This window comes from Novosphingobium sp. HII-3, from assembly GCF_002916655.1.
Classification (GTDB): domain Bacteria; phylum Pseudomonadota; class Alphaproteobacteria; order Sphingomonadales; family Sphingomonadaceae; genus Novosphingobium; species Novosphingobium panipatense.
Genome location: NZ_PPSM01000007.1, coordinates 1 through 17169 on the forward strand (window position 1 = coordinate 1; position 17169 = coordinate 17169).

Genomic DNA, 17169 nt, shown 5'->3' on the forward strand with positions numbered 1-17169 from the left:
ACAACCAACATCCCTGTACCCGCCGTCCGGAACCCAAACGGCGGCGCTTCTCATGATGAGATGAAGGGGGTCAATTTTAGACGCCGATCACCCCGCTAAGGGGGTCAATTTTGCACGCCGCTCCACAGGCTATATTCCCAAATTCGCATAACAGTCGGAAATCGTTCGGTTTTTTGAGGCATCGGCTCTCCCCCGTTTGCGAGGGTCATTCACCCGCGTCCCGCTCCGATGCGACACGATGTACTGCGACAGAAAATTTCAATTACCCTTCTGCCTGCGCAATGTAGTTGTTTGCCTGATTTGCGCGGATAGGGAGCCGGAACACAGCGAAAAGGCACTGGCAGGGTAGCTGCTTCCCGGTGCCTGCTTTTGGGATGATCGTTCGATCACCCGATGCTGAGCAGTCGTCAGAGCCGTGACCTACAATCGTAGCCGCGTATCGGAAACTTACCGCCACCCCGCCTCCCGTTACCCGCGCCCTCTTGGCACACCGCGCGACCTATTCCCGTACTGCTGCGCTAGGATGCTCAATAGCTCCCTCTCGAAAGCCACAAGCTCTTGAGCGTGGCCCTCAGGGGAATGAATATCGACCCGCCCCGCGTCATCCGAACCCCGGCTTGCTGCACGTGGTCCTCTTGTCATCAACGTGAGCAGGTTATGCGCGCCCGCTGCGGCGATCTCCAGCGCGCGGCGGGCGGTTTCCTGCCCTTTTACCTGCCGCAGATCCGGCCCGCGCGCCGGGGGAGCGACTTCGCCCATCGGCGGGGTTTGCAACACCTGCTGGCCCCGCAAGTGATTGAGCAGGCTGATGAGATTGGGCGCGGCAAGCACGGGCACGCCGCTGGCCCATCGGGCCTCCGACCCTTGCGACGCGGGGCAGATGAGACCCTTCTCCAACTCGCTCGCATGGAGGGCGGCCAGCAGAACGCCTGGGGACGGGATCACCCGTCCGTCCAGCGCAAGCTCCCCCACGGCCACGAAGTCGCCAAGGTGCTCGGCATCGATGACGCCCATCGCGGCGAGAAGAGAGAGCGCGACGGGCAGGTCGAAGTGCGAGCCTTCCTTGGGCAGATCGGCAGGCGACAGATTGACGATGATCCGCTTGGGCGGCAGCGCCAGCCCCATCGCGGTCAGAGCCGCGCTGACGCGTTGCTGGCTTTCCCGCACCGCCTTGTCCGGCAGGCCGACAAGGGTGAAGCCCGGCATACCGGGGGCAATCTGGCATTGCACCTCAACGGCGCGCGCCTCCAGCCCGAGGTACGCGACGGTCGAGACAATGGCGACCACGGTGTAAGCCTTTCTTCAGGAAATCCTTGCAAGAGGGAGGCTTAGTACCGGGGAGGGCCATAGCGCCATTTCCAAAATCATGGCTTACAGCACTTTAACCTTGTTTCTCAGGAAGTGGGTAAGGGGGGCGGCCGCACTTTTTGCGCATGCGCCCGTTCCTCATCTGCCTTGCATGTGCTGCGTTCGCTGCCGCACCTTTGGCCAAGGCGCAAGACATCGCTGATGCTCCTGCGGGAGAGGCCGGCACCGCCGCTTCCGTTCCGTCTGCGGGCAGCGAGCGCCGCCTCGCCGGCGCTCCCGCCCGGACCAGGCCGGCGGGCGCCGCATACGGTCCGTTTCGCGTGCTTGACGAAGGGCGGGCGGCACTTGTCGATGCGACCGATAGCCGCACGCCGCAGCAGTTCGCGGCCATGCTGCAAGATCATCCGGGAATCCGGATATTGGAAATGATCGACTGCCCGGGCACTGAGGACGATCTTGCAAACCTGCAGGTCGGCCGCATGATTCGCCAGCGTTCGATCTCGACTTACGTGCCGACGGGCGGTTCCGTCCGATCCGGCGGTGTGGAGCTTTTCCTCGCGGGTGTCCGGCGCTACGCCGATCCCGGCGCGGAGTTCGCGGTCCATTCGTGGCAAGACGAATCGGGATTGGAGGCTGCGGACTACGCGGCTACTTCACCCGAAAACCGGCGTTATACGGACTATTACCGACAGATGGGAATGAGCGCCGCCGAAGCGATCGCGTTCTATGCAATGACCAATGCCGTTCCTTTTTCCTCCGCCCGCTGGTTCGGGGCCGGTGAGATGGCTGCGTGGGTGCCGCTGGACGATGTGCAGATCGAGGTCGCACCGCGCTTTCAGTTCGCCCGGTACGCGCCTGTTCTTGACTCTGTGCCCTCGCTCCAGTAACGGCGCCCAACGATTTCCGTGGTCGTCCGGTTCGGGCGGCCCTTATTTGTTCAAATTTCCGAGGACTGACATGAAGCGCACTTTCCAGCCCAGCCGCCTTGTCCGCGCCCGCCGTCACGGCTTCCGCGCTCGCACCGCGACTGTCGGCGGTCGCAAGGTGCTTCGCGCTCGCCGCGCTCGCGGCCGCAAGAAGCTCTCGGCCTGATTCGCCGGTATGGCAGGGGCTTCGTGCCCTTGCCGGAGCGGCGCCAGCCCACGCTTTCGCCTGTGGCGAGGGCATGGGCTGGCGCCGTTTTGCTTTGTTGCGAATCGCCCTCGGGACATTCGCGCCGAGCCGTGCCTAGCTTGCCGACATGGCTGACGCCTACACTATCCTGAGCCGTCGTTCGGACTTCCTGGCCGCCAACCGCGGCCTGCGAGTCGCGCGTCCGGGTTTCGTGCTGCTGGCCAACCGCAATGATGGTCTTGGCCGACGTGCCGGCATCACGGTGACGAAAAGGATCGGCAACGCCGTCGTCCGCAACCGGATGAAGCGGCGGTTCCGCGCCCTACTGCGCGAACTCCTTCCCGAACACGGGCTGGCGGACACCGATCACGTGCTGATCGGCCGCGAAGGCGGGGTGGAACGCGATTTCGCCCTGCTGCGCGCCGAACTCATCGCCGCCCTTGGCCGGGCGCGGGACGGAAAGGGCGATTCGCCTCGCCCGCAGGGCCGCAGACGCGGGCCTCGCAAGTGAAACGGTTCCTCGCCTTCCTCGTCTCGCTTCCGGGGCTGGCGATCATCGGTGTCGCGCGGCTCTGGCAGATCGGCCCGTCCGCGATCATGCCGCCCACCTGCCGCTACACCCCGTCCTGTTCGCAGTACGCGATCCTGGCGGTACGCAAGCATGGTGCGATCAAGGGTGGATTGCTGGCGCTGTGGCGTCTATTGCGCTGCCAGCCGTGGGGCGGGCACGGTCACGATCCCGTACCGGACTGACGCGATCTAGAGAATAACCGGTGGCGCCGCGCCGCTGCTGACCGGAATACGAGCAGGAAACAAGCCTTCGTGGAAAACCAGCGCAACATCATCCTAGCGGTCCTGCTGACCGCGCTCGTGCTCTTCGGCTGGGAGGCCGGGGTCGGCTACTTCTATCCGCAGGCCAAGACGCCGACCCAGGTCGTCGCGGCAGGCGGCGCGGAAAAGGCGTCGAGCCCCACCAAGCCCACGCGCGAAGGCGGTCTGCGCGATGCCGCGGACGTGGCGCTGGAACGCAAGGACCTCCAGACCGAGCTCGCCTCGGGCGGACGTGTCCGGATCGCGGCGCCCGGACTCTCGGGCTCCATCAACCTGACCGGCGCGGTCGTCGACGATCTCGTCATCAACCGCCACCGTGAGACGGTCGAGAAGGATTCGGGTCCGGTTCGCATCTTTTCGCCGGCCGGCACGCCCGCGCAGCAATTCGCTCAGGTCGGCTGGGTGGGTGAGGGCGGCCTTGCGGCGCCCACGGCCAGCACAGTCTGGACCGCGCCTGCCAACGCCACGCTGACGCCCGGCACGCCGGTCACGCTGACCTGGTCCAATCCGACCGGCCAGCGCTTCGTCATCACGTATTCCATCGACGAGAACTACATGATCTCGGCGGTGCAGACGGTCGAGAACGCGGGCGGCGCCCCGGTCGTGGTCAAGCCCTTCGCGCTTGTGAACCGTACCGAGAAGACCGCCAGCCTCGACACCTGGAACGTGCACTCGGGGCCGATCGGCGCGTTCGACGGTTCGGTGACCTTCGGGAACGACTATTCGGACGTGGCCGAAGCCGGCACCATCACCGAAGCGGGCAAGGCGGACTGGATCGGTTTCACCGACATCTACTGGATGTCCGCCCTGATCCCCGTGAACGCGAAGGCGGAAAGCACCTTCCGTTCGCTGGGTAACCAGATCTTCCGCGCCGACGTGGTCTATGACCAGAAGGTCGTGCAGCCCCGCACCCGGCAGAGCGTGACGACCAAGATCTTCGCGGGCGCCAAAGAGCACACCGTGCTTGACGCCTACGAGAAGCAGGGCATCGCCAACTTCGGCCTCGCGATCGACTGGGGCTGGTTCCGCTGGTTCGAGAAGCCGATCTTCTGGCTGCTCACCAAGCTGTTCAGCCTCGTCGGCAACTTTGGCGTCGCGATCATCCTGCTGACCGCCATCGTGCGCGGCATCATGTTCCCCGTCGCCCAGCGCGGCTTCGCCTCGATGGCGGCCATGCGCGCCATCCAGCCCAAGATGAAGGCGATCCAGGAGCGCTACAAGGACGACAAGCAGAAGCAGCAGCAGGAGATCATGGCCCTCTACAAGCAGGAGAAGGTCAATCCGCTGGCGGGCTGCCTGCCCATGTTCCTGCAGATCCCGGTCTTCTTCGCGCTCTACAAGACCCTGATCCTGGCGATCGAAATGCGCCATCAGCCGTTCGTGCTGTGGATCAAGGATCTTTCCGCGCCCGATCCGTTGCACATCCTCAACCTGTTCGGGCTGCTTCCCTTCGATCCGCCCAGCTTCCTTGCAATCGGCGTGCTGGCCCTCCTGCTGGGCGTGACGATGTACCTGCAGTTCCAGCTTAATCCGGCCCAGATGGACCCGGCGCAGCAGCAGATCTTCAAGCTTATGCCCTGGTTCATGATGTTCATCATGGCGCCCTTCGCATCGGGCCTGCTGGTGTACTGGATCACGTCCAACATCCTGACGATCGCGCAGCAGAGCTATCTCTACAGCCGCCATCCGCAGCTGAAGGCGCAGGCCGAAAAGGATGCCCAGGACAAGAAGCGCTCGGCGGCGCGCGCCAAGTGAGCGACGATCATGACGACCTGACCGAGCGCGCGCGCAAGCTTTTTTCGGGACCGGTCACGTTCCTGAAGAGCGCGCCCGCGCTCAAGTTCCTGCCTGATCCGGAAGTTCCGGAGATCGCTTTCGCGGGACGATCCAATGTCGGCAAGTCGTCGCTGCTCAACGCGCTGGTCGGCCGCAAGGCGATCGCGCGGACTTCGGTTACGCCGGGCCGCACGCAGGAGTTGAACTTCTTCGAGGTCGGCGAGCCGCTGCGCTTCCGGCTGGTCGACATGCCGGGTTACGGCTTCGCCAAGGCCCCGCCCAAGGTGGTCGAGACCTGGCGGCGGCTGGTGCGCGATTACCTGCGCGGCCGGGTGGTGCTGAAGCGCACGCTCGTGCTGATCGATTCGCGCCACGGGGTGAAGCCCGTCGATCTCGAGATGATGGAGATGCTGGATCAGGCCGCGGTGGGCTACCGTCTCGTTCTGACCAAGGCGGACAAGATCAAGGCCACCGAACTGGACGCCGTCCACGCCGCCACCGTCGCCGAAGCGCGCAAGCACCCCGCCGCATTTCCGGTGGTCCACGTCACCAGCTCGGAAAAAAGCTTGGGCATCGACGAACTGCGCGCCGCCGTCCTCGGCGATTCGGAGCTTTGACGAGGGTTCCCCGCGCCGCCGGAGGGTGGCGGTCCTGATCGCGTGACGGCCGCCCCGCAGCTGCCCGGGCTGATCGTGGTGGCCGTGCACAATCAGAGTGTGATTTGCGGCATGTGACGATTGCGTGACGGCCGCTGGTCCCTTATGGGGCCGACCTTCGCTGGCATGGGGATGAAAGGAGATCTCGCCGATGCGCCAGATTGCCGTTCTTCCTTACCGCACGATCGGCAATGCCGTCGATGCGCCGATCCAGATCCTGCTCATCACCTCGCGCCAGTCGCGCCGGTGGGTCATTCCCAAGGGCGGCCTGATGAAGGGCATCGCCCCGCATGCCGCCGCCTCTCGCGAAGCCGAGGAAGAAGCCGGTGTGCTCGGGGCAACCTGCCCGGTGCCGCTGGGCTCATACCGTTATCGCAAGCAGCGCAATTCCGGCGCGTCGGTCTGGGCCGACGTCGACGTATATCCCTTCGCCGTCACCGACGAACTCGCAACCTGGGACGAACAGCATCAGCGGGAACGCAGGTGGTTTTCGCTTGCCGATGCAGCGGCTGCGGTTGACGAGGAAGATCTGCGCGCTCTCATCCGTTCCTTCGGCGCACGTGAATTCCGCGCCGCCGCCAGTCCCGCCCGCCTGCTTGGCGTGGCCGTGGATACAGTGGCAAGCAAGACAGGGGTCAATGCCATGTTCGCCTGGTTCCAGAAGCTCCTTCCCGAGCAGGGCAACTTCTTCGACCTGTTCGAGAAGCAGGCCGCAACGCTGGTGGCGGGTGCGGATGCGCTTGCCCGCCTCGCCCAGGGCGGGCCGGGCCGCGCACAGCACATCCGCGAGATCGCGGAGCGTGAGCACGATGCCGACGACATCACGCGCGAAGTGCTCCAGACGGTGCGCCGCAGCTTCCTGACGCCGTTCGACCGCTCCGCCATCACCAGCCTCATCAACACGATGGACGACGCCATCGACGAGATGCAGCAGACGGCGAACGCGTCCGACCTCTACGACGTCACGGAGTTCGAGCCCGAGATGATCGACATGTGCGCGATCATCGTCGATTCCGCGCGGCTGACCGCGGAAGCGATCCCGCTGCTTCGCAAGATCGGCGACAACGGTCACCGCCTGCATGAACTCACCGAGCGCCTTGTGCGCATGGAAGGTCATGCAGACGAGATCCACGCAGCCGGCCTGAAGCGGCTGTTTAAGGCCGATCTCAAGGAGCCGATGCACTTCTTCGTGCGTCAGGAAATGTTCAAGCGCCTTGAACGCGTGGTCGACCGCTTCGAGGATCTTGCGAACGAGATCGACGGGCTGGTCATCGACCACTCGTAAGGCCCGACCCATGGACCACAGTCTTGCCCTGCCGCTGCTGATCGGCCTCATCGCGCTCGCGCTCGCCTTCGATTTCCTCAACGGCCTGCACGATGCGGCGAACGCCATCGCGACCGTGGTTGCGACCCGGCTGCTTTCTCCTGTCTTCGCGGTGCTCTTTGCGGCCGCCGGAAACTTCGCGGCCTATTTCTTCGTGGGCCTGCACGTGGCGGAGACGGTCGGCAAGGGGATCATCCAGGTCGACGCGGTGACGCCGGCGGTGGTCTTCGGCGCCTTGGTGGGGGCGATGTTCTGGAATGTGCTCACCTGGATCAAGGGTATTCCTTCAAGCTCCAGCCATGCGCTGATCGGCGGGCTGCTGGGCGCGGGCATGATGCACGGCGGGTTCGGCGTGGTGGAAAGCTCGGGCACGATCAAGACGATCGCGGCGATCTTCGTGTCGCCTCTGCTGGGCTTCGGCATCGCGATGGCATTGATGCTGGTGACGAGTTGGCTGTTCAAGGGCACCAGCCCACGCCAGTCGAACAGCATCTTCAAGAGCCTGCATCTGCTTTCCAGCGCCGCCTATTCGATCAGCCACGGCGGCAACGACGCGCAGAAGACGATGGGTATCATCGCGGTGCTGCTGTACTCGACGGGCTACATGCCGGAAGGCTTCCACGTGCCGCACTGGGTCGTGCTCTCCTGCTACCTCGCAATCGCTCTCGGCACGATGTCGGGTGGCTGGAAGATCATCAAGACGATGGGGTCCAAGCTGACGAAGCTAAACCATCACTCCGGGTTCTGCGCCTCGACGGCGGGTTCCATCGTGGTGTTCGGGGCCTCCGCGCTCGGCATTCCGGTTTCGACGACGCATGCGATCACCGGATCGGTGGTCGGCACCGGCGCCGCGCGCCGCGCCAGCGCGGTGCGCTGGTCGGTCGCCAGCCGCGTGATCGTGGCCTGGTTCATCACCATCCCCGCAAGCGCGATCGTCGGTGCCCTGTTCTACCTGCTGACCCGCGCGTTCTGAGGCAGGGGGCGTAGTCGCCCTCGACAGGCTGCGTGGTAGCCACTAGGCCCGGTCTCTAGCCACTCGAGGAACGCCGTCCCGTGAAGCTCATCATTGGCAACAAGAACTATTCGAGCTGGTCGCTGCGCGGCTGGCTCGCCTGCAAGCAGTCGGGCCTGCACTTCGACGAGATCACCGTTCCTCTTTTCGGGGAGGAATGGGAGAGCCTGAAACGCAGCTCGGACGATCTGGCCCCCAGCCAGGGCAAAGTACCGATTCTTTGGGACGGCGACGCGGTGGCCTGGGATTCCCTCGCCATCGTCGACTATCTGGCCGACAAGGTGGGGCGCGATCGTTTCTGGCCGAAGGAGGACGCGGCCCGGGCCATGGCGCGCTCGATGGTGGCGGAGATGCATTCCAGCTACCTGTCGCTGCGCCGCCACTGCCCCATGAACATCCGCGCCCGCGTGCAGTTGCCGGGCCTGGAGGACGAGACCCGCACTGACATCGTGCGCATTCTCACGCTTTGGGCGGAGGCGCGTGCACGGTTCGGCAAAGGAGGGCCGTTCCTCTTCGGCACGTTCGGCGCGGCGGACGTCTTCTACGCCCCTATCGTCAGCCGCTTCCTCACGTACGGGATCGGCGTACCCGGTTTCGCCCAGGCCTACATGCAGGCGGTATGGGAGCACGAGTGGATGCAAGCCTGGATCGCCGCTGCCGAAACGGAGGAGTGGGTGATCGAACAGTTTGAGCATCCCGTTACCTGAGGTTGAACGCTTTCCCATGCGCAAGTTGCTGATCATCGCCGCCGCCGCGGCGAGCCTTCTGTCGAGCCAGGCCATGGCTTGGGGCAGCTACGGTCATCGCACCATCGGTTCCATCGCCATGGCCAACGTGAAGCCGGAAACCCGCGCGGCGATCCGGCGGCTGCTGGCGCACGAGGCCGAGATCGATACACCGCAATGCTCGATGCGCACGATCGAGGATGCCGCGACATGGCCGGATTGCATCAAGGGTGAGCGCTGGCGTTGGGCCTACCAGAACTCCTGGCATTACCATGACCAGCCCATCTGCGGCACGTTCGACATGAAGCAGCTGTGCCGCGACGGCATGTGCGCGACCGCGCAGATCGAGCGTGATGAAAAGCTGCTGGCGAACCGCAAGCTCGCTCCCGTCCTTCGCCTGGAGGCGCTGGCCTTCCTGGTCCACTTCGTCGGTGATCTGCACCAGCCGCTTCACGTCGGCGAGAACGAGGACCAAGGCGGAAACGCGGTGAAGGCGGACTACGGGGACGCGCCGGGCCGCAACCTGCATTCGATCTGGGACAGCACGCTGGCAGAGCGGGCGATCACCTCGGCATCGCCGCCGCTCGTGCGGGTCTATTCCCCTGCGGAGAAGGGGCGGCTGGCGACCGGAACTCTCGAGGACTGGACGCGCGAAAGCTACGAGATCAGCCGTGACTTCCTCTACCCGCTGGCCTTCGGTGGGACGCTGCCGTGCGACGTCAAGGAGCCGCCGCGCATCGTGTGGACCAATGCCGCGATCGAACAGGCCATTCCGGTCGTCGACGAACGCATCCAGCGTGCCGGTCTGCGGCTCGCGCGGATGCTCGACAAGGCGTTGGGCTGATCCGCGCAATGGCGGCTGCCGGGAAGGAGCGTCCCACGATCCGGGCCTTCGTGCTGCTGGGGATGGTGATGCTCTTCTGGGCCGGCAATTCGATTACCGGCCGGGCTGTGAAGGACGAGATACCGCCGTTCACACTGGCATTCGGCCGATGGCTGATTGCCGCGCTTATCGTCCTCCCGTTCACGGTGCGGCAGGCCTGGGCGGAGCGTCGCGCGGCGCTTGAAGGATGGCGCCCGATCCTGGTGCTCGGCTTTCTCGGCATCGTCTGCTTTAACGCGTTCATCTACTCGGGCCTGCGCCATACCAGCGCCACCAATGCGCTGCTGCTGCAGGCGTCCATCCCGGCGCTCGTTCTCGTGTTCAACCGGCTCATCTTCGGGGCGAGGGCGGGGCCGCTTCACCAGCTCGGCGTGCTCGTCTCCAGCATCGGCGTGGTCTTCATCGTGTTCAGGGGCGATGTCTCGGCCCTGCAGGCGCTTCACCTCGGCGCGGGGGATGCGCTGATCCTCGCGGGCGTGGTCGTCTGGGCCCTCTACACGGTGCTGCTGCGCACCAGACCGCCGATTTCGCCGGGTAGTTTTCTGCTTCTGGTGTTCATCATCGGTGCGCTCGCAATGGCACCGCTGGCCGCCGGGGAATGGGCGCGTGGCCACGTGGTTGCGTGGAGCTGGCCGGTCGTTGGCGCCTTTCTCTACGTAGGCGTATTCCCTTCGGTCCTGGCCTACTTCATCTACAACGCCGTCACGGCGCAGCTTGGGCCCGCCACGGCGGGGCAGGCGATCACGCTGATGCCGCTGTTCGGCGCCTTGCTTTCGGCCCTGCTGCTGGGAGAGCTGCTGGAGGCCTATCACCTGATCGGCATGGCGCTCATACTGGCCGGGATACTCCTGTCGGCAAGCGGGCTGGCACTGCGGTCCGCTACCTAGCCATGCGCTTCATGCTCTCTGCCATCGCGGCCAATGCTTCGCGGCGCGGCTGCGCCCGTATCGCCTGGAACATCGCGCGGTAGTGCTCATGCGGGACGAAGGTGGGGCCTTCGCGCAGATTGTCGAGCGCGAGGCGGGCCACGTCGTTCGGGCTTTGCAGGTTCGCCAGCCCCTTCATGCCCGCGGTAGCCTCGGTATCGGTCGCGCCGGGGCACAGGGTGAGCACATCCACGCCTGTGCCTTGCAGTTCTCCCCAGAGCGCCTCTCCAAGCGCCACGACAAGCGCCTTGGTGGCCGAATAGGCGGCCGAGTAAGGGCAGCCGATGAGACCTTCGACCGAGGCGGTGAAGACGATGCCGCCCTTGCCGCGCCGCTTGAGGTGCGGGAGGAGGCCGTGCGCTAGCTGCATCGGCGCGTGACAGTTCACCGTCAGCATCCCTGCCATGCGCACGGGGTCCTGCAGTTCGAACGCGCCCTTGATGTTGAATCCCGCGTTGCTGAGGAGGAGGCCGATGTCGGCATGACCCGTGCGCTGGAGGATGCGAGCGGGCGCGTCCGGCTCCTGAAGATCAGCGCCGATGACGCTGACAGCCACGCCGTGGGCGGCGGTCAGCCGGTCCGCAAGCGCTTTCAGCCGATCCGTCCGGCGCGCGGTGAGGATGAGATCCAGTCCGCGCCGCGCCAGCTCTTCGGCGAAAGCCAGTCCAATACCAGACGATGCGCCCGTGACGAGGGCGGTGGGGCCGTAGGTTTGGCGGAACAGGTCCGTCATGCAGGTCTCCTCTCCCGTTGAGAGAGACGCATGCCGCGCACGCTTGTCCAGCGCGCGCGCAAAGCATCGCCCTCGGGATCGGAAGGAGACCCGTCAGGCGACGGTCAGGAACAGGCCCGCGAGCGCCGCGCTCATCAGGTTCGAAAGGCTGCCTGCGGCGAGGGCGCGGATGCCCAGCCGGGCGATCACGGGGCGCTGGTTGGGCGCAAGGCCGCCCGTGACTGCCATCTGGATGGCGATTGAGGAGAAATTGGCGAAGCCGCACAGCGCGAAGGTCACCACGGCCACGGTGCGCGGCGAAAGGCCGGTGTCCTTGCCCATTTCGATGAAGGAGACGAACTCGTTGAGGACGATCTTGGTGCCGAACAGCCCGCCCGCGTGCATCGCCTCGGTCCAGTCCGGCGTGGCGAGAAGATAGAACACGGGAGCGAAGAGATAACCCAGCAGGGACTGGAAGGTCACCCCCTGGAAGCCGAAGAGACCGGCGGCCCAGCCGACGAAGCCGTTGGCCATGGCGATGAGGGCGACGAAGGCAAGCACCATCGCGCCGACCGCCACCGCCAGCTTCACGCCTGTTTGTGCGCCCTGCGACGCTGCCATGATGATGTTGGCCGGCTTCTCCTCGTCGTGCTCGACCGCTTCCAGTTCGTCCACGTGAACGCCGGGGAGGTGAGTCACGTCCGCGCGGTTCAACGCCGCGGCCACGGCGCCGGCGGGCGGCACGGTGGTCTCATGGATGTCCTCGTCGGCGGGCGAGGTGCCGGGGCGCGGGTCCGGCATGATCATCTTGGCCATGAAAATGCCGCCCGGCGCGGACATGAAGGCGGCTGCGACAAGATAGTCGATGCGGATGCCCATGGAGGCGTAGGCGGCCAGGATCGTGCCTGCCACGCCTGCCAGACCGACGGTCATGACGCAGAACAGCTGCGAGGGATTGAGGGAGGCCAGATAGGGCCGGATGACCAGCGGGGCTTCGCTCTGGCCGACGAAGATGTTGGAGGCCGCGCACAGGCTCTCGACCTTGGAGATGCCGGTGACCTTCTCCAGCGCACCGCCGATCCAGCGCACCACCAGCGGCATGATACGCAGATAATAGAGGATGGAGATAAGGGAGGCGAAGAAGATGATGACCGGCAGCGCCGCGATCGCGAAGCTGGTGCCGCCAACTTCCGGCGATGCGAGCGGGCCAAACAGGAAATCCACCCCGGCATGGGCGTAGCCGAGCAGGCTCTCCACGCCCGAGGCCGCACCGCGCAGCAGCCGGTTGCCGAAGGGCACATAGAGTACCAGCGCTGCAAGCCCGGCCTGAAGGGCGAACGCCGCGCCCACCACTCTCAGGCGAATCGCCCTGCGGTCGGTGGAGAGCAGGAATGCTGCCGCCATGATGAGAACGATGCCGATCAGGCTATAGGCGACAGTCATCGAGGCGTTTGGCTCCGCGGGAAAAACGGTTGAGAATAACGTGAAACCCTACTTGCGCGGGCGCGGGACGACTAGTGCAATTGTCTGATCGCCGCTAGGGGGTGTGGATGGATCGTCCGGCGCCTGTAATCACCCGCTCTCTTTTCGTCTTCTCGCTGCTCTACGGTGGCCTCGTCGTCCTGGCGGGCGTGCTGGGTACAAAGCTGGCCTCATTGGGCACCTGGCCGGTGCTGGGTGACCTGGCCGTCGAATCGGGAATTTTCGCGTTCCTCCTGCTGGTCGTCCTGTCGAGCGCGATCGCGGAACTGCACGGGACGCAAACCGCCAACCGACTGGTGCGTTTCGGATTCATCCCGCTCATCGTCTCGATGGTGCTGCTCACCCTTGTCATCCACGTGGTGCCGCCCGCGACGTTCTGGAACGATCAGGAGGCTTACGCCCGGCTGCTGGGGCAGGGCGCGCGGATGCAGTTCGCGGGCCTCATCTCCTACGGCGTGTCGCAGACGCTCAACGTGCTGATCTTCTCCAAGCTGTCGCAAGGCGGGGGACGACTGCTGCTGGTCCGGGCCTGGGTCGCCTCGATGCTGTCGCAGATCATCGACACGTTCCTGTTCATCACCATCTCCTTCGCGGGCACCGGGTTGCCGATCGTGCAGATCATGGAAGGCCAGATCATCTCCAAGCTGGTGCTTTCGACGATCATGGTGCCGCCCTTCATCTGGTTTTTCGTGAAGCTCGGGCGCAAGCTGGACGCCTGACGCTACGGGCCACGCGAAAAAGGGCAAAAAAACAGCCGAGACGGGTTCAAAATCGCGCGTACGAGCGTAATAGCGCTCGCATGTCGAATCCGCACCACGCCGCTCTGCTGGCCAAGGCCAAGACCCTCGTCGACGCGCTGCCGTACATGCAGCGGTACGCCGGTCGCACTTTCGTGGTCAAGTACGGCGGCCATGCGATGGGCGACCCGGAAAAGGCGGTGGACTTCGCCGAAGACGTGGTGCTGCTCAAGGCCGTGGGCATCAACGTCGTCGTCGTCCATGGTGGCGGTCCCCAGATCGGGGCCATGCTCAAGAAGGTCGGCGTCGAAAGTCAGTTCATCGATGGTCTGCGGGTCACCGACAAGGCAACCGCCGAAGTGGCCGAGATGGTCCTGTCCGGTGCCATCAACAAGGAAATCGTCGGCTGGATCGCAAAGGCCGGCGGCAAGGCGATGGGTGTGTCCGGCAAGGACGGCGGCATGGTCACCGCTCGCAAGGTGCAGCGCACCCGCAAGGATCCCGACAGCCGGATCGAGCAAGTCGTCGATCTGGGCTTCGTGGGTGAACCGGAGACCATCGACACCAAGGTGATCGAGACGATCTCGAACTCCGGGATGATCCCGGTCATAGCGCCGATCGCCGTCGGCCCCGAGGGCGGCACGTACAACGTCAATGCCGACACGATGGCGGGCGCCATCGCTGCGGCTCTGGGCGCGTCGCGCCTGTTCCTTCTCACGGACGTGCCGGGGGTGCTCGATAAGCAGGGGAATCTCCTCACCGACCTCACGCCCGCCGCGATCGAGGGGCTGAAGGAAGACGGCACGATTTCAGGGGGCATGATTCCCAAGCTTGAGACCTGCATCCACGCCGTCGAAGCGGGCTGCGAGGCTGCCGTTGTGCTTGACGGACGGGTTTCGCATGCCATGCTGCTCGAAATCTTCACGCAGGAGGGCGCCGGAACGCTCATCCGGGCAGCCTGAAGGAACTGGAAATCGGGAACTGAAAGGCCACACTGACCGCATGCGTACAAAAGCCGCACTTGCCATCCTTCTTACGGGCTCGCTCCTGGCCCTGACCGCGTGCGGCAAGGCTGGGGAAGATCCAGCCGTGCTGGAAAGCGCCAGCGCCGAGGTGGACGCAAGCGAGGCGGTGGTCGACGCGGGTCCTGTCAGCGAGGCTACCGATGCGACCAGTCCGGCAGCGATCGCGCTGGACATGGGCGCGCTGAGCGAGCGCCGCGATCCGGAGCGGCTGCTGCGTTACTACGTCAGTGCGCTGCGTGCGGGCGAATGGGAGGCGGCGTCGCGCGCGTGGAGCCTCGATGCGCAGATGACCCCGGAAAAGCTGCAGGCGGAATTCGGCGGAGCATCGCCCCGTCTTGCCGTCGGCAAGGGTGACACCGGCGGAGCGGCGGGCTCGATCTACTACGAGGCGCCTGTGGTGGTCGATTACGGCGGCGGCCGGGAATCGAAGCGCGGCACCATCGTCCTGCGCCGCGTGAACGATGTCCCCGGTGCCAGCGAGGAACAGCTGAACTGGCGGATCGAGCGAAGCTCCACGCTCGCGCAGTAACCCCCGTCTGCTCGGCGGCAGGTTCCCCGCCGCCGACGCCGGAGCAGGACATGCGGTGCACGCCGGTCGATCTCTCTTGAGCCCCTGCAGACGCGCCCTTGCCCCGGTGGCGTCTGCTCGGCTATCAGCCCGACCATAGACATTGCCGCGAGCGCCTTCGTGTGAGGCGGCTGGCGGAGCCTCAAGCCTCCAAGGAGCCGGTGTTGCTGTTCCTCACCATTTTCCAGATCATCAGCTACCTGATCGACATCATCGTCTTCGTGGTCATTGTGCAGTTCGTTCTCGGACTGCTGATCGCGTTCAACGTCGTCAACACGCAGAACCAGTTCGTTGCGGCGGTGTTCACGGCCCTCAACGCCATCCTTGATCCGCTCCTGAAGCCGATCCGGCGCATCATGCCCAATACCGGCGCGATCGACTTCTCGCCCATGGTGCTGATCATCGGGCTGAAGATCCTCCAGATCATCTTCGGCAACCTTGCCATGGCTGGCTACTGATGGCGCAGATCATCGACGGAAAGGCCTTCGCGGAAGGCCTGCGCGCGCGTGTGGCGACGGCTGCCGTTGGCTTCGAAGCGAAGACCGGACGCAAGCCGGGACTTGCGGTGGTGCTGGTGGGGGAGGATCCGGCCAGCCAGGTCTACGTGCGCAACAAGGGCAAGCAGACGCTCGCCTGTGGCATGGCGAGCTTCGAACACAAGCTGCCGGCCGACACGTCGGAGGAAGAGCTGCTTGCTGTGGTCGAGAGGCTGAACACCGACCCGGCCGTGGACGGCATTCTCGTCCAGTTGCCGCTGCCGTCGCACATGAACGAGCAGAAGGTCATCGCCACGATCAACCCCGATAAGGACGTGGACGGGTTCCACGTCGTCAACGTCGGCCGCCTCGCCACCGGTCTGCCGGGATTCGTGCCCTGCACGCCGCTGGGCTGCGTCATGCTGCTCAAGGACAGGCTGGGCTCGCTGTCCGGCCTGGATGCGGTGGTGATTGGCCGTTCAAACATCGTCGGCAAGCCGATGGCCCAGCTCCTTCTGGCCGAGAGCTGCACGGTGACGGTCGCCCATAGCCGCACCCGGGACCTTCCCGAGGTGGTGCGCCGCGCCGACATTGTGGTGGCCGCCGTGGGCCGTCCCGAGATGGTGAAGGGCGATTGGCTGAAGCCGGGTGCGACCGTGATTGACGTCGGAATCAACCGCGTGCCGGGAAGCGAAGAGGGCAAGACCCGGCTCGTGGGCGACGTCGACTTCGCCTCCGCAAGCGAAGTGGCGGGCGCCATCACGCCCGTGCCCGGAGGTGTAGGTCCGATGACCATTGCCGTGCTGCTGCGCAACACCATCGTTGCCGCGCATCGCAACGCCGGGCTCTCCTTCGACGAGGGATCGCTCTGACTGTGGTTCCGACCTCGCGGGGTGGTCGATGAAGCGGCTGGCGTTCGGCCTGGTGCTGGCGGCGGCCGCTGTCGCGCCGCTCCAGGCGGACGCCCGGTCCCGCGGCAGGCCGCCGCTGCCGCCAGGGGCCGGCACCGCCAACCCGAGCGCTTTGGTCGCCGCCGAGATGGCGTTCGCCCGGATGGCGCGGGAAAAGGGACAGTGGACGGCGTTTCGCGAATATGCGGACGATGCCGCGATCATGTTCGTGCCTCAGGAAGTGGAGGCACGGGAGTGGCTGAAGAGGCAGGAAGACCCGCCGGCTCCAGTCCAGTGGCAGCCGCACGAGGTCTGGATGAGCTGCGACGGCTCGCTCGGGGTGACGAAGGGTGCATGGCAGAGGCCGGACGGCTCGGTTGGCTGGTTCACCACGATCTGGAAACAGCAGAAGAAGGGAGAGTACCGCTGGGTGCTTGACCATGGCGACAGCCTGCCCGCGCCGTTGCCGGAGCCCGAGATGCTCTCTGCCAAGGTCGCCAGATGTCGCGGGGCTTCGCAGGCGGCGCCGCCACGCACCGATGCCCTTCCTGCCGACGCTGCGGCCGATGCGCGCACGTTCATGGGGGGCACTTCGATGGACGGCACGCTGCGCTGGCACCTGACGGTGCGCAGCGGCGACGATTCTCGGACAGTGGCGATAGAAATGTGGAACGGTGCACAATTCGACACAATCGTAGAGGACAACGTCGTTCCGGGAAGCTAGG

The 17169-nt window shown here is 65.3% G+C and carries 19 protein-coding genes and 1 pseudogene; 17 read left to right on the top strand and 3 right to left on the bottom strand.

Annotation, left to right across the window (positions count from 1 at the left end; all coding sequences use genetic code 11):
- Positions 1-612: 612 nt before the first annotated feature.
- Positions 613-1287 (bottom strand): annotated as a pseudogene (locus C2R25_RS01550) (magnesium chelatase domain-containing protein); the annotation flags it as partial.
- A gap of 197 nt (positions 1288-1484) precedes the next feature.
- Between C2R25_RS01550 and C2R25_RS01555 the strand changes: the two are divergent.
- The 11 genes from C2R25_RS01555 to C2R25_RS01605 all read left to right on the top strand — a co-directional run bounded on the left by C2R25_RS01555 (position 1485) and on the right by C2R25_RS01605 (position 10515).
- Positions 1485-2195 (top strand): alpha/beta hydrolase, encoded by a 711-nt coding sequence (locus tag C2R25_RS01555; RefSeq protein ID WP_233203709.1) that lies wholly within the window; start codon positions 1485-1487, stop codon positions 2193-2195.
- Between the two features lie 70 nt (positions 2196-2265).
- Entirely contained in the window at positions 2266-2400 is a 135-nt protein-coding gene (rpmH, locus tag C2R25_RS01560; protein WP_039388288.1) for a 50S ribosomal protein L34, read from the top strand.
- A gap of 148 nt (positions 2401-2548) precedes the next feature.
- Positions 2549-2932, top strand: a complete 384-nt coding sequence (gene rnpA, locus C2R25_RS01565; RefSeq protein ID WP_103727550.1) for a ribonuclease P protein component — start codon at positions 2549-2551, stop codon at positions 2930-2932.
- Positions 2929-3174, top strand: coding sequence for a membrane protein insertion efficiency factor YidD (yidD, locus tag C2R25_RS01570; RefSeq protein WP_103727551.1), 246 nt, complete (start codon positions 2929-2931; stop codon positions 3172-3174). Before rnpA ends, yidD begins: the two co-directional genes overlap by 4 nt.
- 69 nt (positions 3175-3243) lie before the next feature.
- Positions 3244-5007: a membrane protein insertase YidC gene (yidC, locus tag C2R25_RS01575; protein ID WP_103727552.1), complete on the top strand. Its 1764-nt coding sequence runs from the start codon at positions 3244-3246 to the stop codon at positions 5005-5007.
- Positions 5004-5645 (top strand): ribosome biogenesis GTP-binding protein YihA/YsxC, encoded by a 642-nt coding sequence (gene yihA / locus C2R25_RS01580; protein WP_103727553.1) that lies wholly within the window; start codon positions 5004-5006, stop codon positions 5643-5645. Before yidC ends, yihA begins: the two co-directional genes overlap by 4 nt.
- Before the next feature lie 190 nt (positions 5646-5835).
- Positions 5836-6969, top strand: a complete 1134-nt coding sequence (locus tag C2R25_RS01585; protein ID WP_103727554.1) for a DUF47 family protein — start codon at positions 5836-5838, stop codon at positions 6967-6969.
- A gap of 10 nt (positions 6970-6979) precedes the next feature.
- Positions 6980-7981, top strand: coding sequence for an inorganic phosphate transporter (locus C2R25_RS01590; RefSeq protein WP_103727555.1), 1002 nt, complete (start codon positions 6980-6982; stop codon positions 7979-7981).
- A gap of 80 nt (positions 7982-8061) precedes the next feature.
- The gene (locus tag C2R25_RS01595) at positions 8062-8727 is read left to right on the top strand and encodes a glutathione S-transferase family protein (protein ID WP_103727556.1); all 666 of its coding nucleotides are present in this window, start codon (positions 8062-8064) and stop codon (positions 8725-8727) included.
- Positions 8728-8743: 16 nt separating this feature from the next.
- A complete protein-coding gene (locus tag C2R25_RS01600; RefSeq protein ID WP_103727557.1) occupies positions 8744-9589 on the top strand; it encodes a S1/P1 nuclease in 846 nt (281 codons plus the stop codon).
- Positions 9590-9597: 8 nt separating this feature from the next.
- The gene (locus tag C2R25_RS01605; protein ID WP_103727558.1) at positions 9598-10515 is read left to right on the top strand and encodes a DMT family transporter; all 918 of its coding nucleotides are present in this window, start codon (positions 9598-9600) and stop codon (positions 10513-10515) included.
- Here C2R25_RS01605 and C2R25_RS01610 read toward each other — a convergent pair.
- Both C2R25_RS01610 and C2R25_RS01615 read right to left on the bottom strand, forming a co-directional pair.
- Positions 10508-11287, bottom strand: coding sequence for an SDR family oxidoreductase (locus tag C2R25_RS01610; protein ID WP_103727559.1), 780 nt, complete (start codon positions 11285-11287; stop codon positions 10508-10510). The two genes, C2R25_RS01605 and C2R25_RS01610, sit on opposite strands and share 8 nt — an antisense overlap.
- 93 nt (positions 11288-11380) lie before the next feature.
- Positions 11381-12709, bottom strand: coding sequence for a NupC/NupG family nucleoside CNT transporter (locus C2R25_RS01615; protein ID WP_103727560.1), 1329 nt, complete (start codon positions 12707-12709; stop codon positions 11381-11383).
- Positions 12710-12816: 107 nt separating this feature from the next.
- On the opposite strand from C2R25_RS01615, the gene C2R25_RS01620 reads away from it, so the two are divergent.
- The 6 genes from C2R25_RS01620 to C2R25_RS01645 all read left to right on the top strand — a co-directional run bounded on the left by C2R25_RS01620 (position 12817) and on the right by C2R25_RS01645 (position 17168).
- Positions 12817-13467 carry a queuosine precursor transporter gene (locus C2R25_RS01620; protein ID WP_103727561.1) on the top strand — a complete coding sequence of 217 codons (651 nt, stop codon included), beginning with the start codon at positions 12817-12819 and terminating at the stop codon, positions 13465-13467.
- Positions 13468-13547: 80 nt separating this feature from the next.
- A complete protein-coding gene (argB, locus tag C2R25_RS01625; RefSeq protein ID WP_103727562.1) occupies positions 13548-14447 on the top strand; it encodes an acetylglutamate kinase in 900 nt (299 codons plus the stop codon).
- 40 nt (positions 14448-14487) lie between these two features.
- Positions 14488-15039 carry a hypothetical protein gene (locus C2R25_RS01630; RefSeq protein ID WP_103727563.1) on the top strand — a complete coding sequence of 184 codons (552 nt, stop codon included), beginning with the start codon at positions 14488-14490 and terminating at the stop codon, positions 15037-15039.
- Positions 15040-15242: 203 nt separating this feature from the next.
- Positions 15243-15536 carry a YggT family protein gene (locus tag C2R25_RS01635; protein WP_103727564.1) on the top strand — a complete coding sequence of 98 codons (294 nt, stop codon included), beginning with the start codon at positions 15243-15245 and terminating at the stop codon, positions 15534-15536.
- Positions 15536-16426, top strand: coding sequence for a bifunctional methylenetetrahydrofolate dehydrogenase/methenyltetrahydrofolate cyclohydrolase FolD (folD, locus tag C2R25_RS01640; RefSeq protein ID WP_103727565.1), 891 nt, complete (start codon positions 15536-15538; stop codon positions 16424-16426). The genes C2R25_RS01635 and folD overlap by 1 nt, the downstream gene beginning before the upstream one ends.
- A gap of 28 nt (positions 16427-16454) precedes the next feature.
- Positions 16455-17168: a hypothetical protein gene (locus C2R25_RS01645; protein WP_103727566.1), complete on the top strand. Its 714-nt coding sequence runs from the start codon at positions 16455-16457 to the stop codon at positions 17166-17168.
- Position 17169: the final 1 nt, after the last annotated feature.

Bases quoted from the DNA above. Each gene is read 5' to 3' on its own strand.
- rpmH (WP_039388288.1), top strand. From the start codon at position 2,266: ATGAAGCGCACTTTCCAGCCCAGCCGCCTTGTCCGCGCCCGCCGTCAC.
- rnpA (WP_103727550.1), top strand. From the start codon at position 2,549: ATGGCTGACGCCTACACTATCCTGAGCCGTCGTTCGGACTTCCTGGCC.
- C2R25_RS01585 (WP_103727554.1), top strand. From the start codon at position 5,836: ATGCGCCAGATTGCCGTTCTTCCTTACCGCACGATCGGCAATGCCGTC.
- C2R25_RS01590 (WP_103727555.1), top strand. From the start codon at position 6,980: ATGGACCACAGTCTTGCCCTGCCGCTGCTGATCGGCCTCATCGCGCTC.
- C2R25_RS01600 (WP_103727557.1), top strand. From the start codon at position 8,744: ATGCGCAAGTTGCTGATCATCGCCGCCGCCGCGGCGAGCCTTCTGTCG.
- C2R25_RS01605 (WP_103727558.1), top strand. From the start codon at position 9,598: ATGGCGGCTGCCGGGAAGGAGCGTCCCACGATCCGGGCCTTCGTGCTG.
- C2R25_RS01610 (WP_103727559.1), bottom strand. From the start codon at position 11,287: ATGACGGACCTGTTCCGCCAAACCTACGGCCCCACCGCCCTCGTCACG.
- C2R25_RS01615 (WP_103727560.1), bottom strand. From the start codon at position 12,709: ATGACTGTCGCCTATAGCCTGATCGGCATCGTTCTCATCATGGCGGCA.
- C2R25_RS01620 (WP_103727561.1), top strand. From the start codon at position 12,817: ATGGATCGTCCGGCGCCTGTAATCACCCGCTCTCTTTTCGTCTTCTCG.
- argB (WP_103727562.1), top strand. From the start codon at position 13,548: ATGTCGAATCCGCACCACGCCGCTCTGCTGGCCAAGGCCAAGACCCTC.
- C2R25_RS01630 (WP_103727563.1), top strand. From the start codon at position 14,488: ATGCGTACAAAAGCCGCACTTGCCATCCTTCTTACGGGCTCGCTCCTG.
- folD (WP_103727565.1), top strand. From the start codon at position 15,536: ATGGCGCAGATCATCGACGGAAAGGCCTTCGCGGAAGGCCTGCGCGCG.
- C2R25_RS01645 (WP_103727566.1), top strand. From the start codon at position 16,455: ATGAAGCGGCTGGCGTTCGGCCTGGTGCTGGCGGCGGCCGCTGTCGCG.